Source organism: Achromobacter sp. B7 (genome assembly GCF_003600685.1).
In the GTDB taxonomy this organism is placed as follows: domain Bacteria; phylum Pseudomonadota; class Gammaproteobacteria; order Burkholderiales; family Burkholderiaceae_B; genus Achromobacter; species Achromobacter spanius_B.
In genome coordinates, this window is the sequence record NZ_CP032084.1 from 3,380,622 (window position 1) to 3,398,307 (window position 17,686).

Below are 17,686 nucleotides of genomic sequence, written 5' to 3' on the forward strand. Positions count from 1 at the left end.
ATTTCCGCATGGAAAAACCTGATCCCCACCATCATCACGACGCCGTCGCCAAACGTCTCAAGCGGGCGGAAGGCCATTTGCGCAGCATTCTGGCAATGATGGAAGAACACCGTCCCTGCCTTGAGCTTGCCCAGCAGCTACACGCGGTTGAGCGTGCCATTTCCCAGGCCAAGAAAGTCCTGATTCAGGACCACATCGACCACTGCCTGCAGGACGCGGTGGGCGAGCTGGACGCGGACCGGCAGCGCGCGATCGACGAATTCAAAGAAATCACCAAGTACCTCTAAGGACGGATCCATGCTGTCGTTTTCCGATCTGATCGCCCAGGGTGCATCGCACGCCTGGCTGTTCATTCCCAGCGCCATCCTGCTGGGCGCCCTGCACGGGCTGGAGCCCGGCCATTCCAAGACGATGATGGCGGCGTTCATCGTCGCGATCCGGGGTTCGGTGGCGCAGGCGGTGTTGCTCGGCATCACCGCGACTATTTCGCACACGGCGATCGTGTGGGGGATCGGCCTGGGCGGCATGTATCTGTGGCGTGGCGTCGCGGCGGAGGAGTTGGAGCCGTATTTCCAGCTGGCGTCCGGGGTGATCATCGTGCTGATCGCGGCGTGGATGTTCTGGCGGACCTGGCGCGAGCAGCATGGTGCGGGCCATGGCCATCATCACCATGTCCATGGACATGACCATGAAAATGGACATGGACACCACCATCGCCATGAGCATCAGCAGCACCACCGCCAAGAAGCGCCGCGAGGACTGGACGTAGGGGCCGAGGGATACCAGGATGCTCACCAGCTTGCGCACGCCAATGACATCCGGCGGCGTTTCACGAACCGCAACGTGACCAACTGGCAGATCGCCTTGTTCGGCCTGACCGGTGGCCTGATCCCCTGCCCCGCGGCGATCACCGTGCTGTTGTTGTGCCTTCAACTCAAGGAGTTCACGCTGGGCGCCGTGCTGGTGCTGTGCTTCTCGATCGGGCTGGCCATCACGCTGGTGACGGTCGGCGCCGTGGCGGCGCTAAGCGTCCGCCACGTCAACAAACGTGTGCCTTGGTTTAACGCGGTTGCCCAGCAAGCGCCGTATCTCTCCAGCTTGCTGATCATTGCCGTGGGCGTCTATGTGGGGATGAATGGATGGGTTGGCCTGCATCCCGCTTAGGACCGGTATGCAGAAGCGCTGAGGATTATCGAGGCCCACCCTGGCCCACGCCCGAGCCTTGTGCAAGCGAGCGGTGACGTCATTGCCCAGGAACATGTGACGCGACAAACTCATGGCGCCTTTCTGCCCATTCGATAAGCGCCTGCATCGAGGGCCCGAGCGCGTATCCCGCCTCTGTCAGCTGATATTCCACTTTGGGAGGGACCTGAGGAAAAACCGTTCTATGCACGATTCCGTCCGCTTCAAGCTGCTTCAGTTGCTGAATCAACATCTTCTGGTTCACGCCATCGATAAGCCGTTCCAGCTCTGAAAAACGGATCGCTTTTTTAGCGGCAAACAGCTGGCACAGAATGATGATCTTCCACTTCCCCTCAAGGACTCGCAAGGTTTCAGTAGTCGCCGCCGCCCACTCGCGTCGACGATTGGGGTCTTCACAGTTCCATTCCCGATCCCCGGTCATAAGGCCTCCTTGGTGGGTTACTGAGGTTTTAGTGGGTACTTCCAATTTCGAAAGCGGAATTCTACAGTGGACCCTTCATACGCAGGAGTTCATATGAATATCGGAATCATCGGGACAGGAAACATCGGCGGCACCCTCGCTCGCAAACTGACGGCGGCCGGGCATCAAGTGCGCGTAGCCAATTCCAAGGGCAGAGAAGGCGTATCCACGCTTGCAAAGCAGATGGGCGCGACGGCAGCAGACGTCTGGGACGCAGTGGACAATGTGGACGCCATCATCCTCGCCATTCCCCTGCCGGCGATGCAGCAGCTTCCGGCCGGCTTGTTCAATTCGGTCGCGACCGTTGTGCCTATCATCGATACCAGCAACTACTACCCCGGCATGCGAGACGCGCGCATCGCAGAAATTGACGACGGAATGCCTGAGAGCGTATGGGTGTCTCAGCAGGTTGGCCGCCCGGTGACCAAGGCATTCAACAATGCGTTGGCTTACACCCTGGCGAACCTGGGAACGCCTAGGGGCGCCCAAGGCCGCTTGGCCATCGCGGTTGCGGGTGACGACGAGGGATGTAAGCAGGTCGCGATGAACCTGGTTGACCAAGTCGGTTTTGATCCAGTCGACGCCGGCTCTTTGAGCGAGTCCTGGCGACAGCAGCCCTGCACGCCCGCCTATTGCTGCGACTGGGACGCCGACGAAACGCGCGCAGCCCTGGCATCGGCGGTAAAGGGCGATGCCGAGCGAAAACGCGACCAGATGGCGGAGGCTTTTGCCAAACTGGGGCCGAGCCCGACACACGAAGAAGTTGTGGCGATGAACCGCAGGATCAATGCGCCGCAGCATGGCCACCGCTGACCAACTATCACGGCTCCGGAATATTTTCCCGGAAGATGACCTGAAGCCGCGGCAGGTAGCTGGGTTCGGGCGCGCCCTTCACGGCCGCCACCAGCAGCTTGACGATTTCGCGTGCCTCGACGCGCGGGTTCTGGTCGATCACGGCGTCCATGGTGCGATCGAGCAACAGTCGGCGCGTGGCTTCGGTGAGGTCGTGACCCACGAAGACAATGCGATGGGCCGAGGCGGCCTGGTTTGAGCGAGCCTCGTTGGGCCATGCCTCGGTAAGCCGCGCCTCGGCCGGCCGCGCCTGAGCCGGCCGCGCCTCAGCCGGCCGCGCCTCTTTCAGCGCCCGCGCGATGCCTTGATTGCCGGCGCCGATGTTGTAAATCGCGTGCGGCGGCTCGTTGCGCAGCAGCTCCTGCGTGACGGCAAAGGCGCGGTCGCGGTCGTCGCCGATCTCAAGAATGTGTGCGATGCGCAGGTGCGGAAACTCTTCGCTCAGCAGCGAGCGAAAGCCCATCTCGCGCTCTTCATGGCCGCGATACGCCAGTGACCCCACGAACACCGCGACCTTGCGCTCGGTATGCTGTGGCAGAAACCGGCCGAGCAACAGCGCGGCCAGGCGGCCCGCGGCGCGGTTGTCGATGCCCACGTAACCCAGGCGCGCCGAGATCGGAATGTCCGACACCAGGGTGCTCACATGCACGCCGCTGTCGCGCAGCGCCATGATGGCGTCGCGCACCTGTGGATGGTCCAGCCCGACCAGGCCAACGGCCTGGGTCTGGCCGCGCAGCTCGTAGAGCTTTTGCGCGAGCTTATTGGCGTCGAATCCCTCGATCAGATGCAGGCGTGCGCGCACATCGGGGCGGGTGGCGGCTTCTTCAAGCAGGTGCTGACCCAACGCGGTCATGAAGCTGTTGGTGCCGGCGGGTAAAACGAAATCGACCCGCACGTCCTGGCTTGCGGCATCGGCGCCCTGGACGAAGTAGCCAAGGCGATTGGCAATTGCCAGCACGCGGTCGCGTGTCTTGCCGCGCACGCCGTCGCGGTCGTTCAGCACGCGGTCCACGGTGGCGGTGGACATGCCGGCTTCACGGGCAATGAGGGAAATGGTGGGGCGCATGCGGGACCGGGCTCTCAAGACACCATCAGGACGATGGCAGCGAGGCGATCATAACCCATCATTTGCAATCATTCTGGATCAAAAAGGTAACGTTGCTGCCCTATGGGCGCCAGCCACCTTTACCCCTGATTGTTTTGATGTGATTATCGCGGCTCAATAACATCAAACACCGCACGGCAGGATGCCAGGCAGTCGACAGTGCATACCAAGCCGGCAGGAGGAGCACATGTCGCACCCTACCCTGGTGCCCGACCCGCCCATTCGGGAACGGCGCTTTCGCATCGGCTGCATCGGCGCCGGCATGATCATGGCCGAATGCCATCTGGCGGCCTATCAGCAGGCCGGCTTCACGGTGGCGGCGATCGCGTCGCGTACTCGCAGCAAAGCGGCCAAGGTCGCCGAACGCTACGGCATCCCGCTAGTGCATGAGAATCCCCTGGCCCTGATCGCCGATCCGCGGATCGAAATCGTGGACATCGCGTATCCGCCCGATATGCAGCCCGAGCTGATACGCGCCGCCTTGCGCGCCCCGCACGTGCGCGGCGTGCTGGCGCAGAAGCCGCTTGCCCTCTCGCTGGACGAAGCCCGCGCCCTGCGCGACGAGGCTCGTGCCGCCGGCAAGATCCTGTCGGTCAACCAGAACATGCGCTACGACCAATCGATGCGCACGCTTAAGCAGCTGCTGGACCAGGGCGTGCTGGGCACGCCGGTGTTCGCGCAGATCGACATGCACGCGATCCCGCACTGGCAGGACTTTTTGCGCGGCTATGACCGGCTGACGCTCTCGAACATGAGCGTGCATCACCTTGATGCCCTGCGTTATCTGTTTGGCGAGCCCACCGAGATCACCAGCATCACCCGCCCCGATCCGCGCACCCAGTTCGCGCATCAGGATGGGCTGGTAAGCACCACGCTGCGCTTTGGCAACGGCCTGCTCGCGCTGTCGCTTGAAGATGTGTGGTCGGGCCCGCGCGCCGAGGGATACCCCGACGACCAGCACATTCGCTGGCGCGTGGAAGGCACCGAGGGCGTCGCGCGCGGCACCATCGGCTGGCCCACCGGCGAGCCGTCGACCCTGAGCTACGCCTCGCGCGCGGCCCAGGGCCATACCGACGGGCGCTGGGTAACCCCCACGTGGGACACGATGTGGTTTCCGCATGCCTTCATCGGCGTGATGGAGCAGTTGCAGTACGCGCTGGCCAGCGGCACCGAGCCTGCGTTGAGCGTGACCGACAACGTACGCACCATGGCGCTGGTCGAGGCCGCGTATACGTCCATCGCCGAAGGCCGCACAGTACGGCTGCCGGCTGTTGAATAACCAGACAAAAAACAGACGGAGACAAGCATCATGATCCAGACCGGAATCTTCTCGGGCTACTTTCCCTATGAGCTGGAGCGCACCGCCAAGGTGATCCGCTCGCACGGCTTCAACACCGTGCAGCTGGACCTGCATTTCAAGGACATGGAACTCGGCCCGGGGCAGTTGACCGCGCAGAAATGCACGCAGATCCGCGACACCTTCCGCCACTACAACCTGCCGGTGTCCTGCATCTCGGCCTATACCAATATCGTTCACCCGGATCCCGCCGAGCGCCAACGCCGCAACGGCTATCTCAAAGAGATCCTCACGCACGCACGCCAGTTGGGTTCGCCTTACGTGATCTCGGAAACCGGCACGTTTGCCACCGACAGCGACTGGGTGCATCACCCCAAAAACAAGACCGAGGAAGGCTGGGACCAGTGCCGCACGGTGATCGCCGAGCTATCCCAACATGCCTATGACCATGGCGCGGTGTTCCTGCTTGAGACCTACGTGAACAACGTGGTGGGATCCGTCGAGGAAACGTTGCGCATGTTCGCCGAGGTGGATCACCCTGGCCTGGGCCTCTTGATGGACCCGACGAACTACTTCGAAGCGCACAACATCGACCAGATGGACCGCACGCTGAATCAGGTGTTCGACGCCCTCTCCGACAAGATCTGCATCGCGCATGCCAAGGACGTGAAGCGTTCGGGCGATGACAAGTCGGAAAAGCACAGCGACATTGGTGACGAGGGCGCGGCCGAGAGCCACACCTTCCGTGGCGTGGGCGAGATCGAACTGCCGGCGCCGGGCCTGGGCGCGCTCAATTACGACCTTTACCTGCAACGCCTGGCCAAGAAGCACCCCAACATTCCCATCATCATCGAACACCTGACCGAAGACGACGTGCCGCGCGCCAAGACCTTCCTGGACGAGCGGCTGCGCGCGAACGGCCTGTAGGCCGCCTGCCGCAACACAGGCGCGCCGCGAGGCACCTTTGCATAAGGCCCCCGGCGCGCCTGGGAACACGACTACCAACACGATTCTGAACACCGACACCGGCAAGCGCGCACCCGCGCCTTTGCCAGGGAGAACTCATGCCTGACATTTACGGAACCTGGATGACGCGCCGCGACGTGGAGGCGCGCACCGGGCAGCTTGCGCAGTTTGCCGGCGTACGCCTGATGACGCTGGACGACGGGCTGGAGCGCGGTATCCGCATGCTGGAGTTCCGCAGCGGTACGGGCCTGCGTTTCACGGTGCTGGTGGATCGCGCGATGGACATCGCCGATTGCGACTACCGAGGCTTTGCCATGGGATGGCAGTCGCCGTCGGGCTATCGCCATCCCGGCCTGCATGACTACGAAGGCGAAGGCGGACTGGGCTGGATGCGCTCGTTCTCGGGCCTCATGATTACTTGCGGACTGGACCACATTCTGTTCATGTACGACGCGCCGGCCGACAATTACGTCTACGGCCCGCGCAAGACCGCCAAGCAGTCCATCCACGGCCGCGTGGGCACCATTCCGGCGCGCCTGACCGGCTACGGCGAACGTTGGGAAGGCGATCGCTGCGTGCTGTGGGCAGAGGGAATCGTCAGCCAGGGCACCGTGTTCGGCGAGCACCTGGAGCTGCACCGCCGCATCGAGATCGAGGTAGGCACCAACGACATCAAACTGTCGGATCGCGTGGTGAATCGCGGCTTCTACCGCACGCCGCACATGCTCTGCTATCACATCAACCTGGGCTATCCGGTGCTGGACGCCGACTCGCGCTATCTGGCGCCGATCCGCGATGTGGTGTGGGCCGCGCACGAGCAAACCTACCGCAAGCAAGGCGTGGGCTACCGCCGCATGCCGGCGCCGCAGTTGGGCTTTCATGAGCAAGTGTGGCAGCAGGAGATGGCCGCCGCCGACGACGGCAGCGTCCCGGTGGCCCTGGTCAACGACAAGCTGGGCCTGGGCATGCAGGTCAGCACCTTCAAGCATCAATTCCCTTGCCAGTATCAATGGCAGAACCTGCAATCGGGCCAGTATGCGATGGGCATCGAGCCGTCGACCAACCATGTGCTGGGCCAGGGCGCGGCGCGTGAACGCAACGAGCTCATCTGGCTTGAGCATGGGGAAGAGCGCCGCTACGACACCACGTTCAGCGTGCTGGGCTCGCCCGCCGATATCGCGGCATGCGAAGCCCGCATCCGCGCGATCGCGGTGCAGCCCGAGGCCGATTATCCGCCGTTGTCGGGGCGCTTTGCGCCCATCGCGGGGCGCACATGAGCGCGCGCTTCTCATTGCAAGGCCGCCGTGTTTTGGTCACGGGCGCGGCGGGCGGCTTCGGTGTGGACACCACGATTGCGCTGCTGGAAGCGGGCGCCCGCGTGATCGCGCTCGACAACCACGCGGGGCATATCGATCGCCTGCGCAGCACCGTGCCCGCGCGGTTTTCCGACCAGCTTCACATCGTGCAGGTCGATCTGGCCGACGCCCACGCGCTGCAATCGCAGCTTGAGCAGCTGACGGCCCAGGGCCCGATTGATGTGGTCATCAACAACGCGGCCATCTACCCCTCGCGCCCATTCGAGGAATACAGCGACGCAGAGCTGGCGCGCGTGCACCGCGTGAACGTGGAGGCGGCGATTCAGATCATCCGCGCGGCGCTGCCCGGCATGCGCGAGCAGCAATGGGGCCGCGTGATCAACATCTCGTCGATCACGCTGTCGGGCGGCTGGGAAAACCTGCTGCCCTATGTGCAATCCAAGGGCGCGATGGTGGGAGCCACGCGCGCCTTCGCCCGCGAGTTCGGCAAGTGGGGCATCACGGTCAACGCCATTTCGCCGGGCGCGTTTCCCACCGACGCCGAGAAGATTCATCCCGATCCCGAGGGCTACAACCGCATGGTGCTGGAACGCCAGTCGGTAAAGCGCCGTGGGCACGCGGGCGACATCGCCGCGGCCATCGTTTTCCTTGCCTCGGACGAGGCGGGTTTCATTTCCGGACAGACGCTGGCGGTTGACGGCGGCTGGGTCATGCATTGAAGCGCATCGGCGCACGCAGAGGGTAGAAGCATGAGTATTCTTTCTGGCTACAAGGTTCTGGACTGCTCCATCGCCATGGCGGGGCCGTTCGCGGCGCAGCGCCTGGGCGACCTGGGCGCCGACGTGATCAAGATCGAGCCGCCCACCGGCGAATGGCAGCGGCACGCGCCGGCCGGCGGCATCACGGGCAACAAGATCAACGTGTCCTTTCTTTCGCTGAACCGCAACAAGCGCTCGCTGGCGATCGATCTGAAGAGTGCCGGCGGCAAGGAGATCATCCAGAAACTCGCGGCGCAGGCCGATGTGTTTATCCAGAACTACCGTCCGGGTGTCGCCGGCCGTCTGGGTGTGGACTACGAGACCCTGTCGGCGCTGAACCCGCGCCTGATCTATGTATCGATGTCGGGCTTCGGCGAAGACGGCCCCTATGCCACGCGCCCCGGTCAGGACCTGCTGTTGCAGGCGATGTCGGGCGCCATGCTGTCGTCGGGCCGTGCGGGCGAAGCGCCACGCGCGGCAGGCCAGTATGTGGTCGACGCCGTCACCGCGTACTGCGCCTTCGAAGGCGTGCTAGCCGCGCTGCTGCACCGCGAGCGTACCGGCGAAGGCCAGAAGGTCGAAGTCAACATGCTGGATGCGATCACCACGATCCAGATGCAGGAGCTCTCGGTCTACACCGTGGGGCACAAGCCGCAGGTGCGCAGCGCCGAGCCGCATGCCCACGTGTACATCCGCGCCCCCTATGGCACCTTCGCGACGAACGACGGCTATCTGGCGCTGGCCATGCCCGACATGAACGTGCTGGCGCGCGTGACCGAAGAGCCGCGCCTGGGCCAGTACACCGACGAGCGCGACGGCTGGGAAAAGCGCGACGAAATCTATGCGCTGGTGCGCGACACGCTTGCCAAGGCCTCGACGGCCGACTGGTTCGCCAAGCTTGATGCCGCCGGCATCTGGTGCAGCCCCGTCTATGGATACGCCGATCTGGTCGACGACCCGCAGATCGCGCACAACGGCACCTTCGTCGAATATGAGCATCCGACTGAAGGCAAGATCAAGACACCGGGCTTTCCGATCCGCTTTTCCAAGACGCCAAGCCAGGTGGTGCGCGGGGCACCGCTGACCGGCCAGCACACCGACGAAGTCCTGCGCGATTTCGGCTTCAGCGCCGACGAGATCGCCGCGCATGCCGCCTCGGGCGCGGTGCTGCGTGGAGCCTCTGAATGAGCGAGCGCGCCCTGCCCTACCGCGGCTTGACCTGGGATCACCCGCGCGGCTTCAATGCGCTGCACGCTGCCACCGCGCACGCGCCACTTGTGCACTGGGACAAGCAGTCGCTTGAAGGCTTCGAATCGGCGCCCATCGCCGAACTCTGCGCCCGCTATGACCTCGTGGTGCTGGATCATCCGCATCTGGGCGAGGCCCTGGCGCACGATTGCGTGCAAGCGCTAGACACCGTGTTCGCGCCTGACGAGCTGGCGCGGATTGCGCGCGACAGCATCGGGCTGTCGTACGACAGCTATCGCATGGACGATCGCCAATGGGCGCTGCCGCTGGACGCCGCCACGCAGGTCATGGCCACGCGCGCCGATCGGCTCGACGGCCCCGTGCCGCGCACCTGGCGCGAGGTGCTGACGCTGTCGCAACGCAGCGGCGCGGTCGCGCTCAGTTGGGGCGGCCCGCACCCGTTGTTGTCGCTGTTGTCGATTGCGGCCGCCATCGCGCCCGATACCGACCTGCGCCCGCACGGCGCGTGGCACGACGAGGCGACGCTTGCCGAGGCTTGCGAGGTGCTCAGCGAATTGGCGCGGCTCACGCCCGCGCACGCCCTGGCGTACAACCCGATTGCGTTGCTTGGCCACATGAGCTCGCGCGATGACATCGCGCTCTGTCCGCTGGTCTATGGCTATGTGAACTACGCCACCTTGGCGGTCGCGAAACCGCTGACGTTCCGCGACGCGCCCGAGGCTGACGCGGGCAGGCCCGGCTCGATCCTCGGCGGCACCGGCATTGCGATATCACGGCGCTGCATCGTGGGGCCGGAATTGCGCGCGCATCTGTTGTGGTTGCTCGCGGCCGATACCCAAAGCGGCTTCATCCCGCAGCACGAAGGGCAGCCCAGCCATCGCGACAGTTGGGGGGATGCGAACGTCAATGCGGCCAGCGGCAACTTCTATGTCAACACGGCTCGCACGCTTGAGGCTGCCTCGATCCGCCCCCGGCACGATGGCTACATCGCCTTCCAGGCCGAGGCCTCGCAATTCCTGCGTGACGGCGTCGCCGCACGCGCATCCTCCCACTTATTGGCGCGCGGCCTGACTCAGCGCTTCCAGGCCAGCCTGGCCCGCGCCCCCAAGCACACCGCAACCTAAGGATGTCGACGTGAACGCACTCGTTAACCTCAGTATCGATGGCCATGTCGCCATCATCGAACTCAATCGCCCCGAGAAGCTGAACGCGATGACGCCCGAGATGGCCGACCTGCTGATCGCGGCGGTGCAGCAATGCAACACCGACTCGCAGGTGCGCGCGGTGATCCTGACCGGCGCGGGCCCCAAGGCCTTCTGCGCCGGCTCGGACATTACCGAGCTTGATCGCTACGCCACCCCGTGGGATTTCCGCAATCGGCTTGACTACTGCGACTGCGTGCGCATGTTGAAAAAGCCCACGGTGGCGGCGATCAATGGCTATACCTTCGGCGGCGGCCTGGAGATGGCGTTGGCCTGCGATATCCGCATCGCCTCCGACAACGCCCGCCTGGGCGCGCCCGAGATCAAGCTAGGCTGGATCGGCGGCGGCGGCATGACGGCCCAGCTTGTCCATGCGGTAGGCCCGAGCAACGCGGCGCTGATGGTGCTGACCGGCGACCCCATCCGCGCCGAACAGGCGCTGGCCTGGGGCCTGGTAAGCGAGGTGGTGCCGCAAGAGCAGCTGCGCGAGCGCGCGCAAGCGCTTGCCGCCACCATTGCCTCGCGCGCGCCGATCGCGGCCGAGACGGCACGCGTCAATCTGCGCGCCGCGCTGTCGATGCCGCTTGAGAAGGCAGTGGAATACGAGCGCGATCTGCAAGCGATCTGCTTTGCCACCGCCGACGCCAAGGAAGGCCGGCGGGCATTCGAAGAAAAACGCGCGCCGACGTTCGAGCGGCGCTGACCAGGGCGTTCAGGCGGTCAGGAAGCGCAAGACTTCGGCCCAGTCGTTCGTCGACAGGGCCACGTCCTCGAAGTCGCCCTCTTCCTCGTCGTAGCGGGACACACAGAAGCGCTGGCTCCTGCCGGACGGACGGTCGGCATAGTTGGCGTAGTCGATAAACACCTTCAAGCCGCGCTCTTTGTTCTCAAATGATGGCGCTGCATCGATATAGCTGGACGCGTCGAAATACCCTTCGGGAAGGGTCGGCAGGGTTGTGATGTCGTAGTCGGGAAATTCGCGACGGAGTCGTTCAAGGTTCATGTGGGAAGCACGTAGAGGGTGGAAGCCTGACATTTTACGTTGCTCGGCGCCGGCCATGGGCTCGGCACGCCACTTGCTACGCCTTCCGCATGCGCTGGGAGTGTGGAAATGGCTATCAAAGGGTTCTATGCGTTAGTTAAGCAAACGGTGACGAACTGGCTGGACGACTATGCGCCCAGCATGGGCGCCGCCATCGCGTTCTACACGGTGTTCTCGCTGGCGCCACTTCTTATTATCGTGATCGGTATCGCCGGCTTCTTTTGGGGCCACGAAGCCGCGCAGGGGCAGTTGTTGGAGCAGGTCAGCGCCTTGGTCGGCGCTGAGGGCGGGAAGGCGGTGGAAAGTGTCGTATTGGGCGCGCAAGAACCCGCGCAGGGCATCGCGGCCACGGTCATCAGCGTCGTGGTGCTGGTGGTCGGGGCGACGACAGTATTTTCGGAACTACAAAGCGCGCTGGACCGGATCTGGAAGGTCAACGCCAAGAAGCAGTCCGGCATCTGGGCCGTCATCCGCGCGCGTCTGCTTTCGTTTGGCCTGATTTTGACCTTGGCGTTTTTATTGCTGGTCTCGCTGGTCGTCAGCACCGTGCTGGCGGCATTGGGCAGTTGGCTGGGCAGCGGGATACCCGGCTGGGGAGTGCTTCTGCAAGTGCTCAACGAGGCAATTACGTTGGGCATACTCACCCTGCTCTTTGGGATGATCTACCGGTTTATGCCCCAGGTCTCGGTCGCGTGGCGAGACGTCTGGGCAGGGGCGTTCGTCACCGCCGTGATGTTCGAAATCGGAAAGTTCCTGATCGGCCTGTACATGGCCAAGGCATCCGTCGCCTCGTCGTATGCGGCGGCGGGGTCGCTGGTAATCGTGCTGATCTGGGTTTATTACGCGGCCCAGGTATTTCTGCTGGGCGCGGAATTCACCCGCGTTTATGCCCAAGCGCATGGATCCCGCAGAGAACGCAGCTAAAGATCCAAAAACCCGCCGTAGGGTCGGGTCGCCACGCGCACGAAGAACGAATCGGCTAGGATATGCGGCCCTACTGCTGCGCAAACCTGCCACTCATCATGGGCCGTGTCATACCCGGGTGCCGAGGGCTGGGCGTATACACCAAGAATCCACATGCATCGACGTTTTCCAAATGCCCTGTTGGTCGCCCTTATTATCAGCTTCGGCACTGTTAGCGCTCCGACGTACGCTCAGGCCCCCTCCTCGCCCAGGATGCAAACTGGAAACGGGCACCCCTACGAGATCCCCGATAGCGAGGTATGGGACGTGCCCGATCCCATTTCCAAACGCGGCTACCAGGTCTTCGTCGCATTGCCGCCGTCCTATGCCGCGCAACCGCAGCGGCGCTACCCCGTGCTGTATGCGACCGACGCCGACTACGCTTTTCCGATCATCCGCCAGCTAGCGCGCCGCCTGAATGTTGAAGGCCCCCAGGTCGAGGAGTTCATTCTGATCGGCCTGTCCTATGGCAAAGGCGAGAACGGGGGTGTCAGCCGCCAGCGCGACTACACGCCGACACCAAACGGCCCGAGCACGGCATCGCCCAACGCCGTCCACGGTCAGGCGCAGGCTTATCAACAGTATCTGCGCGACCAGGTAAAGCCCTTTGTCAACGCTCAGTACCGGGCGGACCCTGCCAAAGCAATATTTCTGGGCCACTCCTACGGCGCACTGCTTGGGACGCAAATCCTTTTCACCGAACCTGGCCTGTTCAGCAGTTATATCCTTGGCAGTCCATCGCTTTGGTACGACAAGCGACATGCGTTGAAGCTGGAAGCGAGCTATGCCAAGAAAAATCAGGATCTGAATGCGAAGGTCTATCTTTATGTCGGCGAGTATGAGGCCTTGCGCAAGGGTGATCGACGCTATAACCAGACCGTGGACATGGTTGCCGACAACCGGGCGTTGGAAGCGGCGCTGCAAAGCAGGAAGTACCCGAGCTTGACATTGAAATCAGCGGTCTTGAACGACGAGGATCATCTCACCGTCGCACCACGAGGCTTCATGCAGGCGATGAAATATCTACTGCCGGCGCGCTGAACCATCACATAGAGACCAGCCCAACCGCCCCCCGACCGGACCCTGAAAATGCCCCTGGATTTTGCACTGATTGAAGACGGATTCATGGACGTCTTGCGCCCTCACCCCGCGTTCGCCGGTTGGCGCAAAAAGCGTAAGCGTTGCCTGTGGCGCATGGTTGGCGAGGTGGAACAGGGGCTGGTGCTGAACCGCTACAAGGATTCCTTCGAGAATCGGCAGTTGGTCTCGATCGGCGTTTACGTTTCCGTGCCGCATGAAGGTGGCTGGCCGGTCTATGTACCCCCCGAAGTCTGGGACAAGGGCCGCCTCTATCGCCGCGCCTACCTGGTGCCCGGAAAGGGCCTGGTCCCGGAAGACACGCTTGCCAGCGGCGCGCCGGTGGCGCTGTGCGAACCCGAAGATTTACGCGCATGGCTGGCAACGCTGCCGCAGGATATCGAGCAGTACATGGCGCCTTGGTTCGCCCGGTACCAAACGCTGGAAGCCGCCGGCTACGAATATCAGATCCCGAAGTGGCGGCTACAGCAAGCCGGGCACGCGCCGGTAGTGCATGGCGACGGCGCCGCCTCGTAGCGGCTTGGCGGAAATCAGCTCAAGCCGTCGCGAGCCGGGTAGCCCGCCCTCGAACAGGGTGGGACCGTGCCCGGCGATTATCGGGTGCACCAGGAATTGGTATTCGTCGATCAGGTTCAGCCGGTCCAACTCGGTGGCAAGCCGGCCGCTGCCCAGCAGTACGCCGTCCGGCGTGGCGTTCTTCAGCTTCTGTACGCTGGCGCGCAGCTCGTCCGCCAGGTGGTGGCTGTTGGTCCACGGGTAGTCTTTTCGCGTCGAGGACGCCACGTATTTCGGCTTGGCCTGTAGCTTGATGGCCCACTCGCACATGGCCGGTGATGCGTCCACGTCGCCCCGGGCGACCGCCGGCCAGTAGGCTTCCATCATCTCGTAGGTGACGCGGCCCCACAGCATCGCCCCGCACTCGTCCATCAGCCGGGTGAAGAAGGCATGCGTTTCCTCGTTAACGATGCCTTCTCGGTGGTCTACGCAGCCGTCAAGAGTGACGTTGAAAGCGAAAGTCAGCATTCCCATGATGTCGGTTTCCCAAAATATGCACCTGGGCGATGACGTCGCCCGCCTTTAGAACTGCCAGCGCACATTCGCGTTGATGGAATGGTCGCGACTGTCGCCGGCATACTGGCCCGCATACCCAAGCCTTACTGACGCTGCGCGTGCAATCGCCACCTCGGCTCCCAATTCCACCAGCGCTGCATCGCGGCCGATGGGCGCGCCCGCGACGGTAAACGGCTGACCGGCGTCGAACGCCAATACGGATTCCGGTTTTACGTCACCGAACACGTGGCGCCAACCCACGGTGCCAAACACCCTGCCCTGACGGCCGCCGACATCGAATTCCTGGGCGGCGCGCAGACCCAGCGTTGTAGACGTTTGCTGCATGCTGCCTGATTGGCCCGACAGCGCGGCGTCGCCGCCGCTTTCCGCAAAGCCGCGCGTGCGCAAATTGCTCCAGGCCAGACCCACGAACGGCTCCAGCGTGGTGCGTTCCCCGATTGGCCGGGCATAGGACAGTTCGGTGAACACCTGGCTGGTGCTGGCGCCATAGTCCGCCGTCAAGGCAGCGGTCTGGCTGTTGGCGTAGCGCCGCGTCGAGATATCGTGCCACGTGTAGCCCGCGCCCGCCATAAATTGCCACGCGCCGGGTCCGACCGCGAAGGACTTTCCGCCATAGATCAACGCGCTGTAGCTGGACACATCCGCCTGCGACGAGCGCTGGTCGACACGCGCGTTGCTGTCGGTGTAGCCCAGTGCGCCGCCGACGCGCCAGCCCGCACCGACCGGACGGTCGGCGCCCACGAACAAGCCGCCAACATGCTGGCGGACTTGAGCGGCATTGCCGTCGGCATCGATCGTCTGCCAGTTGCCCACGACTTCGGCCCAGGCGGGCAAAGCGCCAGACGCGGGCATCTGTCCGGGTGCGACCGGGGCATCGGACGCGCCTCCTGCGGCGAGGGGACTGCCGGGGCGCGCGGTCGCCTGAAGGTTGGCTCGCAGCTTGGCCAAGGGCGTCTGGCGCACCAGCGCCGCGCCCTGAAGCAGCGTGCTGGACACGCTGGCGTGTATTTCACCGGACAGGCTGTCGAACGCGTCTTCGGTCTGGCCCATCGCCAGCGTTGCCGCATATTGGCGCAACGCGCTGTCCGCGTTCATGTTTTGCAAGGCGCCCGCCACGGCGCGCTGGTTGGGCGTCGTGGCGCCGGTGGGAAAGGTGCGCGTTTGCAGCAAGCCCAGCGTCACGTCCGTGGCGCTGTAGGAAAGCTGGGGATCCAGGAATGCGTAGTTCGACGACACGCTGTCGAACCGGCCTTGCAACGACTGGGCGCTAAGAATGGTGTAGCGCTGGTTGGGCGTGAAGTTGCCGTCCGGCCCCACGTGCAGCACGGAGCCCGCCAGGCGCGCAATACCATTCACCACGACCCGATCGCTGGCGGCCGATGTGGGCGCCGCTTCGACGCGGTAGGTAGACCCCGGCGCAAAGGTCAGGTCGCCGTTGACGGTCAGGGTGCCGATCGAATTGCCGGGGCTGAGAATCGACCCGGCGACCAACGTGGTCGGCCCCACCGAACCCGAACCGGCCAGGGTGGCACCCGCCCCCACGCTGACCGGTCCGGCCAAAGCGCCATTGACCGTAAGCGTGCTTGCCGATACGGTGGTCAGGCCGGTGTTGCTGCTGATGCCGGTAAGTATCACGTCGCCGGACAGGATGTTGACCCGGCCATTGCCTTGTATGCTGCCGCCGTAGGTTAGGGCCGGGCCGACAAAGTTGAACAGCAGTTCACCGTCGCCCGCGCCAAAGCGCAATACGGGCGCGTTCAACAAGCCGACTGGCGCGGCGCCAAAATCCGCGGGCGTGCCCATCACTAGCGTGCCCTTGGAACCCGCCGCGTTCGCGATGACGACTTCACTTGCGTTCAGTGCCCCGCCGAACATCAGCAGCAGCCTTCCTTCGCCGGCATCGCCCACGGTCACCGGGCCGGTAGACGTCCAGTTCGATCCGTCGCCCGAAATCGTCACGTTGCCATAAGACCCCGCCCGCCTGCCCAGCGTACCGTTCCAGCTGAGCAGTTGCCCGCCGTCGGAAACGCCCAAGCCGCCGCGCGCGCCGTTGGCCTCGCCGACGACAAAGATCCCACTGTTGATCCAGGAAGATCCCGCGCCGCCAATCGAGGCAGTGCTGAGGCTGCCCGCCCCGCCACCAACGAAGCCGGACGTTCCGCTGAGCGTCGCGCCGTCGGCCACCAAAAGCGTGCCGCTGCCCTCGTTGCCGATTTCCACAGGCCCCGAACTGGTCCAGGACGAACCCGCGCCTATTAGCGAGACGCTGCCGGTCGAGCCCGCCCTGTCCGCCGCGATCAAGCCACCGCTCTGCACGCGCCCCCCATGGCTGACCTCGAACGCGCCGTTGCCAAGATGCCCCACTCTGAGCGGCAATGCGGAATCCGCCGACGATCCCGCTCCGCTTACCTGGACAAAGCCTGTGGAAAGCGCCGAGTCGGCGACGTTGATTGCGGTGGCGATAAGCGACGCGCCCGCCAGCACGCGCACCGTGCCGCGAGCGCTGGTGCTGGCCGGCCCGAACTCATCGCCGCCCACCCGCAGGGTCCCGACGTGCAAGCTGGAGCCTGCGTCGGTCACCTGTATTTCTCCCCACGCGTCGCCACCCCGGCCGGCTGTCAGATCGCCCGCCCACAACTCGCCGGCATTGATGATGCCCAGCGCGGCCGTTCCGCGTTCGCCCACATACAACACGGACGACACTTCGACCCGACTGCCGGCGCCCATCACGGTCAAGAACCCGGTGCTGTTGACGCCTTTGGCGATCGTGCCGTTCACAGAGTTCCAGACGGTGCCGACGCCCGCGCCGCCCAGCAAGGCCGCGCCGTTTGATCCACCGCCGTTGCCCAGCACGAAGCTGCCCGTGTTCAAACTGCCGCCCGTTCGAAACACCAATGTGCCCGCCGCCGTGTCTCCCACCAGCAATGTGCCGGCTTCGCTGGCCCCGTCCAGCTGAACAACGCCGGCGCCTACATAGGCGTCGTCTGCAATGCTGGGCAGGGCACCGCCCCAGTTCGCGGGGACGCCCCAAAAGGCTCCGCCCGCACCGCCGATCCAGGTTAGGGGCGCCGCAACGGCGCTGGGCGTGCCAAGCACGGCGGCGGCCATGGCAATGGCCGCTGAAAGCGGACGCAGAGTCAAAGG

General features: G+C 64.2%; 18 protein-coding genes. 13 read left to right on the top strand and 5 right to left on the bottom strand.

Annotated elements, in window-relative coordinates:
* Positions 1 to 8 precede the first annotated feature (8 nt).
* Positions 9 to 287, top strand: coding sequence for a metal-sensing transcriptional repressor (locus DVB37_RS15105; RefSeq protein WP_104145279.1), 279 nt, complete (start codon positions 9 to 11; stop codon positions 285 to 287).
* 10 nt (positions 288 to 297) lie between these two features.
* Positions 298 to 1,164, top strand: a complete 867-nt coding sequence (locus DVB37_RS15110; RefSeq protein WP_120156011.1) for a nickel/cobalt efflux transporter — start codon at positions 298 to 300, stop codon at positions 1,162 to 1,164.
* A 79-nt stretch (positions 1,165 to 1,243) separates the two neighbouring features.
* On the opposite strand, the gene DVB37_RS15115 is transcribed toward DVB37_RS15110, so the two are convergent.
* Positions 1,244 to 1,624, bottom strand: a complete 381-nt coding sequence (locus DVB37_RS15115; protein WP_082134582.1) for a helix-turn-helix domain-containing protein — start codon at positions 1,622 to 1,624, stop codon at positions 1,244 to 1,246.
* 93 nt (positions 1,625 to 1,717) lie between these two features.
* Here DVB37_RS15115 and DVB37_RS15120 point away from each other — a divergent pair, with 93 nt between their 5' ends.
* Complete coding sequence (locus DVB37_RS15120; protein WP_120156013.1) at positions 1,718 to 2,476, top strand: NADPH-dependent F420 reductase; 759 nt, start codon at positions 1,718 to 1,720, stop codon at positions 2,474 to 2,476.
* Between the two features lie 7 nt (positions 2,477 to 2,483).
* Here DVB37_RS15120 and DVB37_RS15125 read toward each other — a convergent pair whose 3' ends face one another.
* Complete coding sequence (locus tag DVB37_RS15125) at positions 2,484 to 3,542, bottom strand: LacI family DNA-binding transcriptional regulator (protein WP_205571565.1); 1,059 nt, start codon at positions 3,540 to 3,542, stop codon at positions 2,484 to 2,486.
* A 265-nt stretch (positions 3,543 to 3,807) separates the two neighbouring features.
* Between DVB37_RS15125 and DVB37_RS15130 the strand changes: the two genes are divergently transcribed.
* From DVB37_RS15130 to DVB37_RS15160, 7 genes are all read left to right on the top strand, one after another.
* Positions 3,808 to 4,899: a Gfo/Idh/MocA family protein gene (locus DVB37_RS15130; RefSeq protein WP_046806370.1), complete on the top strand. Its 1,092-nt coding sequence runs from the start codon at positions 3,808 to 3,810 to the stop codon at positions 4,897 to 4,899.
* A gap of 30 nt (positions 4,900 to 4,929) precedes the next feature.
* Positions 4,930 to 5,844, top strand: coding sequence for a sugar phosphate isomerase/epimerase (locus tag DVB37_RS15135; RefSeq protein WP_046806371.1), 915 nt, complete (start codon positions 4,930 to 4,932; stop codon positions 5,842 to 5,844).
* Between the two features lie 137 nt (positions 5,845 to 5,981).
* Complete coding sequence (locus tag DVB37_RS15140; RefSeq protein ID WP_120156018.1) at positions 5,982 to 7,160, top strand: aldose 1-epimerase family protein; 1,179 nt, start codon at positions 5,982 to 5,984, stop codon at positions 7,158 to 7,160.
* On the top strand, positions 7,157 to 7,918 hold the full coding sequence (locus tag DVB37_RS15145; protein WP_120156020.1) for an SDR family NAD(P)-dependent oxidoreductase: 762 nt from the start codon (positions 7,157 to 7,159) through the stop codon (positions 7,916 to 7,918). The genes DVB37_RS15140 and DVB37_RS15145 overlap by 4 nt, the downstream gene beginning before the upstream one ends.
* Before the next feature lie 30 nt (positions 7,919 to 7,948).
* On the top strand, positions 7,949 to 9,145 hold the full coding sequence (locus DVB37_RS15150; protein WP_120156023.1) for a CaiB/BaiF CoA-transferase family protein: 1,197 nt from the start codon (positions 7,949 to 7,951) through the stop codon (positions 9,143 to 9,145).
* Positions 9,142 to 10,290, top strand: coding sequence for a carbohydrate ABC transporter substrate-binding protein (locus DVB37_RS15155; protein ID WP_120156025.1), 1,149 nt, complete (start codon positions 9,142 to 9,144; stop codon positions 10,288 to 10,290). Before DVB37_RS15150 ends, DVB37_RS15155 begins: the two co-directional genes overlap by 4 nt.
* A 10-nt stretch (positions 10,291 to 10,300) precedes the next feature.
* Positions 10,301 to 11,071 carry an enoyl-CoA hydratase/isomerase family protein gene (locus DVB37_RS15160; protein ID WP_120156028.1) on the top strand — a complete coding sequence of 257 codons (771 nt, stop codon included), beginning with the start codon at positions 10,301 to 10,303 and terminating at the stop codon, positions 11,069 to 11,071.
* A gap of 9 nt (positions 11,072 to 11,080) precedes the next feature.
* Here the strand turns inward: DVB37_RS15160 and DVB37_RS15165 are convergent, their stop codons facing one another.
* A complete protein-coding gene (locus DVB37_RS15165) occupies positions 11,081 to 11,371 on the bottom strand; it encodes a hypothetical protein (RefSeq protein ID WP_120156030.1) in 291 nt (96 codons plus the stop codon).
* Positions 11,372 to 11,551: 180 nt separating this feature from the next.
* Between DVB37_RS15165 and DVB37_RS15170 the strand changes: the two genes are divergently transcribed.
* The 3 genes from DVB37_RS15170 (at position 11,552) to DVB37_RS15180 (ending at position 13,987) form a co-directional block, all read left to right on the top strand.
* A complete protein-coding gene (locus tag DVB37_RS15170; RefSeq protein WP_240433884.1) occupies positions 11,552 to 12,334 on the top strand; it encodes a YihY/virulence factor BrkB family protein in 783 nt (260 codons plus the stop codon).
* 306 nt (positions 12,335 to 12,640) lie between these two features.
* Entirely contained in the window at positions 12,641 to 13,414 is a 774-nt protein-coding gene (locus tag DVB37_RS15175; protein WP_240433885.1) for an alpha/beta hydrolase, read from the top strand.
* A gap of 48 nt (positions 13,415 to 13,462) precedes the next feature.
* The gene (locus DVB37_RS15180; protein ID WP_046806380.1) at positions 13,463 to 13,987 is read left to right on the top strand and encodes a hypothetical protein; all 525 of its coding nucleotides are present in this window, start codon (positions 13,463 to 13,465) and stop codon (positions 13,985 to 13,987) included.
* On the opposite strand, the gene DVB37_RS15185 is transcribed toward DVB37_RS15180, so the two are convergent.
* The gene (locus DVB37_RS15185) at positions 13,934 to 14,500 is read right to left on the bottom strand and encodes a dihydrofolate reductase family protein (RefSeq protein ID WP_120156036.1); all 567 of its coding nucleotides are present in this window, start codon (positions 14,498 to 14,500) and stop codon (positions 13,934 to 13,936) included. The genes DVB37_RS15180 and DVB37_RS15185 overlap by 54 nt on opposite strands.
* A 48-nt stretch (positions 14,501 to 14,548) precedes the next feature.
* A complete protein-coding gene (locus DVB37_RS15190; protein WP_162941219.1) occupies positions 14,549 to 17,650 on the bottom strand; it encodes an autotransporter domain-containing protein in 3,102 nt (1,033 codons plus the stop codon).
* Positions 17,651 to 17,686 lie beyond the last annotated feature (36 nt).